Genomic DNA, 11,535 nt, shown 5'->3' with positions numbered 1-11,535 from the left:
TCTGGGTTCCCCGCCGCCGCCCCCCGGGGGGCCCCCCCCTCTCTCACTTCGCGCTCAGTCCAGGCTGCGCAGGACCAGCCCCGTCGCCGGCTTCGGGCCGAACGAGGTCGACTTGCGGGGCATGGTCACCCCCTGGCGGGCCAGCTCCCGCACGACCTCCTCCCGTACCGGGTGCAGCAGGACGGCGGTGCCGCCGTGCCGCTCCGCCATGGCGACCGTGGCGGCCGCGTCGTGGATGTACGTGATCTGGTCGGGGGTGTCCGGGATCTGCCACAGGGCGTCCAGGAGCGTCGCGTGCAGCACGGTCGCGTCCAGCCGGCGCCAGGCCTCGGGCCGGTCGCGGCGCACGGTGCGCTCCAGGAGCTCCTGGTCCGGATCGGTGACCAGGTGGAAGGTGCCGTCACCGGCGAGGAGGAAGGCGTTGCCCCGTTCGGCCGCGTCCGACAGGGCCTCCAGGGCGAGCGGCAGCGGTCCGTCGACCGGGCGGACGCGGAAGCCGCCCCGTACGGTGGCCAGCGCGTCGGCGACCGGGAGGCGGCGCAGCATGCGGTGGATGGCGCGGACCTGCAGCGGGTAGCGGACGGTGTCCACGAGCAGGACGAGGCCGAAGTCCCAGGCGGTCGGCGACCCGTGCTCCTCCTGGAGGCGCAGGTACGTCGCCCAGCGGTGGTGCCCGTCCGCGATGAGGGCCTGGCGGTGGCCGAGGTCGGCGGCGACGGCGGCCTGGTCGGCGGGGTCGGTGACGGCCCACAGCCGGTGCTGGAAGCCGTCCTCGGTGGTGGTGGCCAGCAGGGGCTGCTCCCGGGCGGTGCGCTCGACGACCTCGGCGGCGCCGGACGCGGCGTCCCCGCCGCGGTAGGTGAGCAGGAGCGGCTCGAGGTTCGCGGAGGTGGCCCGCATCAGGCCGGCCCGGTCGGTGACCACGTGCGGCATGACGTCCTCGTGCGGGAGCACGATGCCGGCGTCTGCCTTGGACAGGGCGAGGGCGCCGATGAGGCCGCGCTGGAGCACGCGGCCCTTGCGCTGCTCGTACACGTACAGGGCGGGCTCGGGGTCGGCGCTGAGGACGCCCTTGGTGAGCCAGTCCTGCAGGGTGCGCGAGGCCTGCTCGTTGCGGGCGTCGGGGGTGTCGGCCTGCGGCAGGATCAGGCGGACGATGTTGTGCGGGTCCGCGGATTCGAGGTAGTCGACTCCGTCGGGGCGTACGACCACGTCGTACGGCGGTGACGTGACGGCGGCCAGGCTGCCGACGCGCTCCGGGACATAGCGCAGTCCGTGGAAGGGGATCAGGCGCAGTCCGTCGTGCGCGGTGCCAGATGTGGTCATTGGTGCATGGTAAAGCGCGTCTCGCGATGCGGGATGATCGGGTGAGTACCGATCGGATCGAACGGACAGGGAGCGGAACGGATGAGCCGGCAGAGCAGGACCAGTCCGGCGGGCAGCGAGCGCAGCCTGCACCAGGCGTACGACACGGCCCTGCTGGACCTGGACGGCGTGGTGTACGCGGGCGGCGAGGCCATCGCGCACGCGGTGGAGTCCCTGGCCGCGGCCCGGGCGGACGGGATGCACCTGGCGTACGTCACGAACAACGCGCTGCGGACGCCCGATGCGGTCGCCGCCCACCTGGGCGAGCTGGGCATCCCCACCGAGGCCGCCGAGGTGATCACCTCGGCGCAGGCGGTGGCCCGGCTGATCGCGGATCAGGTGGCGCCGGGGTCGAAGGTGCTGGTGATCGGCGGCGAGGGGCTGCGCGTCGCGCTGCGCGAACGGGGCCTGGTGCCGGTGGAGTCGGCCGACGAGGACGGGCTCGCGGCGGTCGTCCAGGGGTACGGGGGTCCCGAGCTGCCGTGGGGGAGGTTCGCGGAGGCCTCGTACGCGATCAACCGCGGGGTGCCGTGGTTCGCGTCCAACACCGATCTGACGATCCCGACCGGACGGGGGATCGGGCCGGGCAACGGAGCCGCGGTGGAGGTCGTACGGATCGCCACGGGCGCGGAGCCGCAGGTGGCGGGCAAGCCGCTGCCCCCGATGCACCGGGAGACGGTCCTGCGGACCGGGGCGAAGCGGCCGCTGGTGGTGGGGGACCGGCTGGACACCGACATCGAGGGCGCGTTCAACGGGGAGGTGGACTCGCTGCTCGTGCTCACCGGCATCGCGGACGGGGCGCAGCTGCTGCGGGCGGAGCCCCGGCACCGGCCGACGTACGTGGACCGGGACCTGCGCGGGCTGCTGACCGGGCAGCCGCAGGTGGAGGCGGGCGCCGAGGGCTTCGGCTGCGGGGGCTGGACGGCCGTCGCGGCGGACGGGGTCCTGGCCCTTCGCGGTGAGGGCGACCCGGTGGACGGGCTGCGGGCGCTGTGCGCGGCGGCCTGGACGCACGCGGGGGACGGCTCCTGCACGCTGGAGGCGGGGAAGGCGCTGGCCCGGATCGGGTTGTAGGCCGGGGCGGGCGGCGGATCCGGGGGGATCGCGACCGGGATCCCGCTCCGGATCCTGCCCCGGATCCTGGCTGGGAAGCAAGATCGGGAGCAGGGTAGGCTAACCTAACCTGCGTGTTGGTCGAGAGTCCCCCCGAACCGAGCGCCCGCAGCGCGACGCCCGCCGCCGCGCCGCGCGCCCGCCACGCGGCGCGCGCCGCCGGTCTGCTGGCCGCCCTCGCGGTGCTGGCCGCCATCGCGGTGGCGAGCATCGCCGTGGGCGCCAAGCCGATGCCGGCCGGCGACGTCTGGCACGGCCTGTTCCACTACTCGGGAACGGCCAACGACGTGGTGGTGCGCGACCTGCGCGTCCCGCGCACCCTGCTCGGCCTGATGGTCGGGCTGGGCCTCGGACTGTCCGGCGCGGTGATGCAGGCCCTGACCCGCAACCCGCTGGCCGAGCCCGGCATCCTCGGCGTCAACGCGGGCGCCGCGGCGGCCGTGGTCTCGGCCATCAGCTTCCTCGGCGCCGCCACCATGAGCGCGTACGTGTGGTGGGCCCTGCTCGGCGCGGCGGTCGTCTCCGTCGTCGTGTACGTGCTCGGCGGCAGCCGCAGCGCGACGCCGGTCCGCCTCGCCCTCGCCGGTACGGCCGCCAGCGCGGCCCTGGTCGGCTACATCAACGCCGTGCAGCTGCTGGACAGCAAGGCCCTCGACAAGCTCCGCTTCTGGACCGTGGGCTCGCTGGCCTCGGCCACCATGGACACCGTCCGCCAGGTGGCGCCGTTCCTGCTGGCCGGCGCGGTCCTCGCGCTGGCGCTGGGCCGGCCGCTCAACGCGATGTCCATGGGCGACGACACCGCCCGGGCGCTCGGCGCCCACCTGACGCGGACCCGGATCGCGGCCATGGCGGCGATCACCCTGCTGTGCGGGGCCGCGACCGCCGCCTGCGGGCCGATCGTCTTCATCGGGCTGATGGTTCCGCACCTGGTGCGGATCCTCACCGGGCCCGACATGCGCTGGGTGCTGGCCTATTCGGCGGTCCTGTCGCCGGTGCTGCTGCTGGGCGCGGACGTCATGGGCCGGGTCGTCACCCGGCCCGCCGAGCTCCAGGTCGGCGTCGTCACCGCGTTCATCGGGGGACCCGTCTTCATCTACCTCGTCCGGCGCAAGAGGATGGCCCAGCTGTGACCGTCGAACTCCCCACCGGCCTGCGCCCGCGCCGCCCGCTGTCGCGGCCCCGGACGCTGCGCGGCCCCGGCGGGCTGTCCCTGCGGGTGGAGCCGCGGGCCCTGGCCGTCGGGCTGCTGCTCGCCTCCGCGGCGGCGCTGCTGTCCGTGGTGCTGATCGGGACCGGCGACTTCGAGATCGCGCCGGCGGACGTCGTACGGACCCTGCTGGGCAACGGGACTCCCGCGCACGACTTCATCGTCAACGACCTGCGGCTCCCGCGGGTCCTGGTCGCGCTGCTGGTCGGCGCCGCGCTCGGCATGTCCGGCGCGGTGTTCCAGTCGCTCTCCCGCAACCCGCTCGGCTCCCCGGACCTCCTCGGCTTCGGGTACGGCTCGGTCGTCGGCGCCCTCGTCGTGATCGTCTTCCTCAAGGGGGACGCGAACGCGGTCGCCGGGGGCGCGCTGGCGGGCGGCCTGCTCACCGGCGTCCTGATCTACCTGCTGTCCTACAAGCGGGGCATCCACGGCTACCGGCTCGTCCTGGTCGGCATCGGCACCTCCGCGATGCTCGTGGCCGCCATCAACTACCTGCTGACCAAGGCCAGGTTCGTCGAGGCGGCCCGCGCCACGGTCTGGCTGACCGGCTCGCTCGCCGGCCGCGACTGGAGCCAGGTGTGGCCGCTGCTCGCGACCTGCGCCGTGCTGTTCCCGCTGGTCCTCGTCCAGGGCCGGGCCCTGCGCCTGACGGAGATGGGCGACGACGCCGCGTACGCCCTCGGGGTGCGGGTGGAGCGCATGCGGATGCTGCTGATGCTGGCGGCCGTCCTGCTCACCACGGCGGCCGCCGCCGCGGCCGGACCGATCAGCTTCGTCGCCCTGGCCGCACCGCAGCTGGCCCGGCGCCTGACCCGCTCGCCCGGCTCCAACCTGCTCACCGGGGCGCTCATGGGCTCGGTCCTGCTGCTGCTGTCCGACTGGGCCTCGCAGCGGGCCTTCGGCGCCGACCAGCTGCCCGTGGGCGTGCTGACCGGGATGGTCGGCGGTGTCTACCTGCTCTGGCTGCTCGTCACCGAGCGCAGGTCGGGACGGATATGAGCTCCCCCCACCACCCAAGGACAACCCAAGGAGTACGCACGTGCAGCGGCTGACCGCGCAGAACGTGACCCTCGGCTACGAGCAGCGGGTCATCGCGGAGAACCTGTCGGTGGAGATCCCCGACCACTCCTTCACGGTGATCGTCGGCCCCAACGCCTGCGGCAAGTCCACCCTGCTGCGCGCCCTCGCGCGGATGCTGAAGCCCTCCGCCGGCCAGGTGCTGTTGGACGGGCAGGCCATCTCCTCGCTGCCGGCCAGGAAGGTCGCCAGGACCCTGGGGCTGCTGCCGCAGTCGTCGGTGGCGCCGGACGGGATCACCGTCGCCGACCTCGTGGCCCGCGGCCGCTACCCGCACCAGGGGCTGCTGCGGCAGTGGTCCTCGCAGGACGAGCGGATCGTGCTGGAGTCGATGGCCTCCACCGGGGTCGCCGAGCTCGCCGACCGGACCGTGGACGAGCTCTCCGGCGGGCAGCGCCAGCGCGTGTGGATCGCGATGGCGCTGGCGCAGCAGACGCCGCTGCTGCTGCTGGACGAGCCGACCACGTACCTGGACATCCAGCACCAGATCGACGTGCTCGACCTGTGCGCGGAGCTCCACGAGAACCAGGGCCGGACCCTGGTCGCCGTCCTGCACGACCTCAACCACGCCGCCCGCTACGCCACGCACCTGATCGCGATGAGGGGCGGGAGGGTCATCGCCCAGGGCCCGCCCGCCGAGGTGGTCACGGCGGAGCTGGTGGAGCAGGTCTTCGGGCTGCGCTGCCGGATCATCGACGACCCGGAGACGGGCACGCCGCTGGTGGTCCCGGCGGCCCGCAAGGCCGTACGGCAGCCCCGGGGGACCGTCACAGCAGGCTCTTGAGCCTCAGCAGGTCGCGGAAGCCCGCCTCCAGCCTCACCCGGCCCGAGGCCCAGGCCCTGGCGAACTTCAGCTCGCCGTCGACCATCGCGACCAGGTCGTCGCCGGACATCGCGAGCCGGATCTCCGCCTTCGCGGCGGGCGGGCCCGCGGCGACCGCGTCCACCCGGATCCGGCCGCCGTCGAGACGGCCCGTGAAGGTCCGGTCCAGGTCGGTGATGTGGCAGCTCAGGGAGCGGTCGAGCGCCGCCGCGCCGCGCACGTCGCCCTCGGCCCGCGCCAGGTTGTCGGAGAGTCGGTCGAGTGCGGCTCGGCACTCCTCGATCGTAGCCATCGTGATCTCGACCGTACCGCAGAGCCGTGGGTGGCCGCCCGGGCGGTTCGGGGTAGCGTCGGGGCATGAGCGACGAAGTGTCCGCCGCGGGCCCCGGCCCGGGCCCGGAGGAGGCCGTACCCGACGCACCTGCCGTGGGCGCGGCACCTGACGTACTCGGTGCGCCCGCACGGGCCGAGGAGGCCGCCGACGGGCCCGCGCAGCCCGCTCCGCTGGGCCTGGTGCGCACGCCCACCGGGCACGCCGGGGTGGACGCGCACCTGGAGCGGCTGGCCGACGCCGACCACCTCACGGCGGACGGACACGTCGCGGTGTACGAGGATGTCCACAGGGGGTTGCGCGACACGCTGACCGCGCTCGACGCACCGCCCGTTCCCGGACCGTACGAAAACAGGAGCTGAACCGAACGTGGCAGGAGTGGCACGCCGCCGCCTGGACGCCGAACTGGTACGCCGCAGCATGGCGCGCTCGCGCGAGCACGCCGCGCAGCTGATCGCCGCCGGCCGGGTGACCGTGGGCGGCACCACCGCGACCAAACCGGCCACGCAGGTCGAGACCAGCGCGGCCCTCGTGGTCCTCAAGGACGACAGCGACCCCGACTACGTCTCCCGGGGCGGCCACAAGCTGGCCGGCGCCTTCGCCGCCTTCCGGCCGCAGGGGCTCGTCGTCGAGGGCCGCCGGGCGCTGGACGCCGGCGCCTCCACCGGCGGCTTCACCGACGTGCTGCTGCGCTCGGGCGCGGCCCACGTGATGGCCGTCGACGTCGGCTACGGGCAGCTCGCCTGGTCGCTGCAGAGCGACGAGCGGGTCACCGTCAAGGACCGTACGAACGTCCGCGAGCTCACCCTCGAGCAGATCGACGGCGTCCCGGTCGACCTGGTCGTCGGCGACCTGTCCTTCATCTCGATCGGCCTGGTGCTGCCGGCGCTGGTCGCCTGCTGCGCGCCGGACGCCGACCTGGTGCTGATGGTCAAGCCGCAGTTCGAGGTCGGCAAGGAGCGGCTCGGCAGCGGCGGCGTGGTGCGCAGCCCCGAACTGCGCGCCGAGGCCGTGCGCGGGGTCGCGGCGCAGGCGGCGGCCCTCGGGCTCGGCGTGCTCGGGGTGACGGCGAGTCCGCTGCCGGGTCCGTCGGGCAACGTCGAGTACTTTCTGTGGCTGCGGGCGGGGGCACCGGCACTCGACCCGGCGGATGTCGACCGTGCAGTGGCGGAGGGGCCGCAGTGACAGGTACAGCGGGTGCGAACGGTTCAACGGTTTCAACGGTTACGGCGGATGTCGCGCGTGCGGCGGACGCAGCGGGTGCGGCGGGCGGCCCGGGGCGGCGCACGGTCTTCCTGCTGGCGCACACGGGGCGGCGGGCGGCCATCCGCAGCGCCGAGCTCGTCGTGCAGGGGCTGCTCAAGAGCGGGCTCGGCGTGCGGGTCCTCGAGTACGAGGCGCGCGACATGCCGCTGCCGCCCGAGGTGGAGCTCGTCGCCGAGTGCACCCGTGAGGTGCTGGAGGGCTGTGAGCTGCTGATCGTGCTCGGAGGCGACGGGACCCTGCTGCGCGGCGCGGAGTTCGCGCGCGGCTCGGGGGTGCCGATGCTGGGCGTCAACCTGGGACACGTGGGCTTCCTCGCCGAGGCCGAGCGCGACGACCTGGACAAGGTCGTCGACCGGGTGGTCACCTGCGCGTACGAGGTCGAGGACCGGATGACCCTCGACGTGCTCGTGCGATCCAACGGCGACATCGTCCACCACGACTGGGCGCTGAACGAGGCCGCCGTGCAGAAGGTGTCCCCCGAGCGGATGCTCGAGGTGGTCATCGAGATCGACGGCCGCCCGGTGTCCGGCTTCGGCTGCGACGGCATCGTCTGCGCGACCCCGACCGGCTCGACGGCGTACGCCTTCTCCGCGGGCGGGCCGGTGGTCTGGCCGGAGGTGGAGGCCCTGCTGATGGTGCCGATCAGCGCCCACGCCCTGTTCGCGAAGCCGCTGGTGACCTCCCCGGACTCGGTGCTGGCCGTGGAGGTGCAGACCGGCGTCCCGCACGGCGTGCTGTGGTGCGACGGCCGGCGCACGCTGGAGCTGCCGGCCGGGGCACGGGTGGAGGTCCGGCGCGGGGCCGTGCCGGTGCGGCTCGCCCGGCTGCACCACGCGTCGTTCACGGACCGCCTCGTCGCCAAGTTCGCGCTGCCCGTATCGGGTTGGCGGGGAGCGCCCCACTAGCCCCCGTTAATAGCACATGCTTTCGAAGAACTCCCGACGGGTGACGTCACATGCCACCCGTGAAACCTCGGTATGGTCGTCCCGTGCTTGAGGAGATGCGGATACGGTCGCTCGGGGTCATCGACGACGCGGTGGTCGAGCTGTCCCCCGGTTTCACCGCCGTGACCGGCGAGACCGGCGCGGGCAAGACGATGGTCGTCACCAGCCTCGGGCTGCTGCTCGGCGGGCGCGCCGACCCGGCCCTGGTACGGATCGGAGCCAAGGCGGCGGTCGTGGAGGGGCGCATCGTCATGCGCCCCGACGCGCCCGCGGCCGTACGCGCCGAGGAGGCCGGGGCCGAGCTCGACGACGGCGCCCTGCTGATCAGCCGGACCGTGTCCGCCGAGGGGCGCTCGCGCGCCCACGTCGGCGGCCGCGCCGTGCCCGTGGGCCTGCTCGGCGAGCTCGCGGACGAGCTCGTCGCCGTCCACGGCCAGACCGACCAGCAGGGCCTGCTGCGGCCCGCACGGCAGCGCCAGGCCCTCGACCGGTACGCCGGCGACGCCGTCGCCGTCCCGCTGGAGAAGTACGCGGCCGCCTACCGGCGGCTGCGGGCGGTGGCGTCCGAGCTCGAGGAGATCACCACCCGGGCGCGGGAGCGGGCCCAGGAGGCCGACCTGCTGCGCTTCGGCCTCGAGGAGATCGCGGCCGTCGAGCCGCTGGCCGGCGAGGACGTGGAGCTGGCCGCCGAGGCCGAGCGGCTCGGCCACGCCGAATCGCTGGCCTCGGCGGCGCAGATCGCGCACGCCGCGCTCGCCGGAGACGTCGAGGACCCGGAGGGCGTCGACGCCAACACCCTCGTCGCCGGCGCCCACCGGGCCCTGGACGCCGTACGCGCCCACGACCCGGCCCTCGGCTCCCTCGCCGAGCGGATCGGGGAGCTGCAGATCCTGCTGTCCGACGTGGCGGGCGAACTGGCCGGGTACGCCGACGACCTGGACGCCGATCCGCTGCGGCTCGCCGCGGTGGAGGAGCGGCGCGCGGCCCTGACCCAGCTGACGCGCAAGTACGGCGAGTCGATCGACGCCGTGCTGGAGTGGGCCGAGAAGAGCTCGGCGCGGCTGCTGGAGCTGGACGGCGACGACGAGCGGATCACCGAGCTGACCGCCGAGCGCGACGGTCTGCGGGCCGAACTGTCGCTGCTCGCCCAGGCGCTGACCGACGCCCGCGTCGAGGCCTCCACCCGGTTCGCCTCGGCGGTCACCGAGGAGCTCGCCTCGCTGGCGATGCCGCACGCCCGGGTGACCATCGACGTCCGCCAGGTGGAGGACGAGGACGGCGTGGAGGTCGACGGCCGGTCCGTCGCCTACGGGCCCACGGGGGCGGACGAGGTGGAACTGCTCCTCGCCCCGCACCCCGGCGCCCAGCCGCGGCCGATCGCCAAGGGCGCCTCCGGCGGTGAGCTCTCGCGCGTCATGCTGGCCGTGGAGGTCGTCTTCGCGGGCTCCGACCCCGTGCCCACGTACCTCTTCGACGAGGTCGACGCGGGCGTCGGCGGCAAGGCGGCCGTCGAGATCGGCCGGCGCCTGGCCAAGCTCGCCAAGTCGGCCCAGGTGGTCGTCGTCACGCACCTGCCGCAGGTGGCGGCCTTCGCCGACCGGCAGCTGCTGGTCGAGAAGACCAACGACGGCTCGGTGACGCGCAGCGGCGTCACCGTGCTGGAGGGCGAGGACCGGGTCCGGGAGCTGTCGCGCATGCTGGCCGGCCACGAGGACTCCGTCTCCGCGCGGGCCCACGCCGAGGAGCTCCTCGCGGCGGCGCGCGCCGACGCCTGACGGTTGCGGTTCCCGACGGGGCCCGGGCGCACGACGCGCCCGGGCCCCGTCGCGTACGGGAGCCATCGCGTACGGACACGGCGGGGTGGCGCGGGGGGAGGCCCGGGGTGGCGCGGGGGTGGCGCCGGGGTGACGGCACGCTACGCCGTGTGGGTGAGGCTCGGGGGCATGTGACGGTATCTCCTGCGGGATCCGCACCCGTATGGTCCCGGAACGCGCGTACGGGCTGGCATCCTGGGCGGCGTCCCTGCCCCCCTCACCCAGGAGCTTCGGCCCGTGAGCAGCTCCCCGGTCCCGGTCCCGGCCCCCCTGCAGCCGTACGGGCGGCCACCCCTGCGCACCGTCCAGGTCCTCGGCGGCGCCGGCGCGGACAGCAGCGCCCACGTGCGGTCGCTGACGACCGGGCTCGCCGCGCGCGGGGTACGGGTCACGGTGTGCGCCCCCGTGGAGGCGGAGGGGGAGTACGACTTCACCGGCGCCGGGGCGCAGTTCGCCCCCGACGCCGTGAGCGCCATGCGGGCCGCCTGCGCCGGGGCGGACGTCGTGCACGCGCACGGCGTACGGGCCGCCGTACAGGCCCTGCTGGCGCTGCGCGGCCGGCGGGTCCCGCTGGTCGTCACCTGGCAGGGCGGCGGGCCCACGGCCGAAGGATCGCTGGGGCGGCTCGGGCGGCTGCTGGAGCGGCAGGTCGCGCGGGCCGCGGCGGTGGTCCTGGGCGCCTCCTCCGACCAGGTGGACCTGGCCCGGGCCCGCGGTGCGCGGGACGCCCGGCTCGCCCCCGTGGCCGCGCCCGCCGGAGATCCGCCGGGCGCCGACCCCGGCAAGGCGCGGGCCGAGCTGGGGGCGGTGGAGCGGCCGCTGGTGATCGCGATCGGCAGCCTGGTGCCGCACCGGGGGTACTCCGTTCTGCTGGACGCGGCCAGGTCCTGGCGGGTCCTGGAGCCGCTGCCGCTGGTGGTGGTCGCGGGGGAGGGGCCGCTGCGCGGCGAACTGGCCCGGCGGATCGAGACCGAGGGGCTCCCGGTGCGGCTGCTGGGGCGGCGGCGGGATGCGGGGCGGCTGCTCGCCGCGGCCGATGTGGCGGTGCTGCCGAGTCGGTGGGAGGCGCGGTCGCTGCTGGCGCAGGAGGCGCTGCGGCTGGGCGTGCCGCTGGTCGCCACCGCGGTCGGGGGTGTCCCGGACCTGGTCGGCGACGCGGGCGTCCTCGTCCCGTACGGCAACGCCCCCGCCCTGGCCGAGGCGGTCACGGGCCTCCTGTCGGACCCGGCCCGCCGTGCGGCCCTGGCGGCCGCGGGTCGGGCCCAGGCCGCCACCTGGCCCTCGGAGGACGACACGGTCGCCCAAATCCTGTCGGTCTACGACGAACTGACCCACCGCCGCTAACCGGCCCGCCCGGCCGTCCCCTGCCGCTGCCGCTGCCGCTGCCGCTGCCGCTGTTCCGCTGCGCGGAGCCTGTCCCCTCCCCGCCCCTTCCCGAAACCGTGGCCTGCGGCCCCGGCCCCCGCCCGCCTCAATCGCCGGCGCGGCTCAAAGATCGGGGCTCCGCCCCGGACCCCGCGCCTCAAACGCCGGCGGGCCTGGAATATCCAGCCCGCGCGGCGTTTGAGCGCACCGGGCGCGAAGCGCCCGGAACG

General features: G+C 75.0%; 11 protein-coding genes. 9 read left to right on the top strand and 2 right to left on the bottom strand.

The window, feature by feature from the left end; all coding sequences use genetic code 11:
• Positions 1 to 54: 54 nt before the first annotated feature.
• Entirely contained in the window at positions 55 to 1,326 is a 1,272-nt protein-coding gene (locus ABZ924_RS36505; RefSeq protein ID WP_361919700.1) for a DUF1015 domain-containing protein, read from the bottom strand.
• An 81-nt stretch (positions 1,327 to 1,407) separates the two neighbouring features.
• On the opposite strand from ABZ924_RS36505, the gene ABZ924_RS36500 reads away from it, so the two are divergent.
• From ABZ924_RS36500 to ABZ924_RS36485, 4 genes are all read left to right on the top strand, one after another.
• On the top strand, positions 1,408 to 2,439 hold the full coding sequence (locus ABZ924_RS36500) for an HAD hydrolase-like protein (protein WP_361919698.1): 1,032 nt from the start codon (positions 1,408 to 1,410) through the stop codon (positions 2,437 to 2,439).
• Between the two features lie 113 nt (positions 2,440 to 2,552).
• The gene (locus tag ABZ924_RS36495) at positions 2,553 to 3,608 is read left to right on the top strand and encodes an iron chelate uptake ABC transporter family permease subunit (RefSeq protein ID WP_361919696.1); all 1,056 of its coding nucleotides are present in this window, start codon (positions 2,553 to 2,555) and stop codon (positions 3,606 to 3,608) included.
• Entirely contained in the window at positions 3,605 to 4,684 is a 1,080-nt protein-coding gene (locus ABZ924_RS36490; protein ID WP_361919694.1) for an iron chelate uptake ABC transporter family permease subunit, read from the top strand. The genes ABZ924_RS36495 and ABZ924_RS36490 overlap by 4 nt, the downstream gene beginning before the upstream one ends.
• Before the next feature lie 40 nt (positions 4,685 to 4,724).
• Positions 4,725 to 5,546, top strand: coding sequence for an ABC transporter ATP-binding protein (locus ABZ924_RS36485; protein WP_361919692.1), 822 nt, complete (start codon positions 4,725 to 4,727; stop codon positions 5,544 to 5,546).
• Here ABZ924_RS36485 and ABZ924_RS36480 read toward each other — a convergent pair.
• On the bottom strand, positions 5,530 to 5,877 hold the full coding sequence (locus ABZ924_RS36480) for an SCP2 sterol-binding domain-containing protein (RefSeq protein ID WP_361919690.1): 348 nt from the start codon (positions 5,875 to 5,877) through the stop codon (positions 5,530 to 5,532). The genes ABZ924_RS36485 and ABZ924_RS36480 overlap by 17 nt on opposite strands.
• A 65-nt stretch (positions 5,878 to 5,942) precedes the next feature.
• Here ABZ924_RS36480 and ABZ924_RS36475 point away from each other — a divergent pair, with 65 nt between their 5' ends.
• The 5 genes from ABZ924_RS36475 (at position 5,943) to ABZ924_RS36455 (ending at position 11,284) form a co-directional block, all read left to right on the top strand.
• Positions 5,943 to 6,278: a hypothetical protein gene (locus tag ABZ924_RS36475; RefSeq protein ID WP_361919688.1), complete on the top strand. Its 336-nt coding sequence runs from the start codon at positions 5,943 to 5,945 to the stop codon at positions 6,276 to 6,278.
• 7 nt (positions 6,279 to 6,285) lie between these two features.
• Positions 6,286 to 7,101, top strand: coding sequence for a TlyA family RNA methyltransferase (locus ABZ924_RS36470; protein ID WP_361919686.1), 816 nt, complete (start codon positions 6,286 to 6,288; stop codon positions 7,099 to 7,101).
• Positions 7,098 to 8,087 carry an NAD kinase gene (locus ABZ924_RS36465; protein WP_361919684.1) on the top strand — a complete coding sequence of 330 codons (990 nt, stop codon included), beginning with the start codon at positions 7,098 to 7,100 and terminating at the stop codon, positions 8,085 to 8,087. The genes ABZ924_RS36470 and ABZ924_RS36465 overlap by 4 nt, the downstream gene beginning before the upstream one ends.
• Positions 8,088 to 8,182: 95 nt before the next feature.
• Entirely contained in the window at positions 8,183 to 9,901 is a 1,719-nt protein-coding gene (gene recN / locus ABZ924_RS36460; RefSeq protein ID WP_361919702.1) for a DNA repair protein RecN, read from the top strand.
• Between the two features lie 276 nt (positions 9,902 to 10,177).
• Positions 10,178 to 11,284 carry a glycosyltransferase family 4 protein gene (locus ABZ924_RS36455; RefSeq protein ID WP_361919682.1) on the top strand — a complete coding sequence of 369 codons (1,107 nt, stop codon included), beginning with the start codon at positions 10,178 to 10,180 and terminating at the stop codon, positions 11,282 to 11,284.
• Positions 11,285 to 11,535: the final 251 nt, after the last annotated feature.

The sequence above is a fragment of the Streptomyces sp. NPDC046876 genome, assembly GCF_040645035.1.
Taxonomy (GTDB): Bacteria; Actinomycetota; Actinomycetes; order Streptomycetales; family Streptomycetaceae; genus Streptomyces.
Note: the sequence above shows the minus strand (reverse complement) of the source record. Positions and strands in the feature narration are given on the sequence as shown.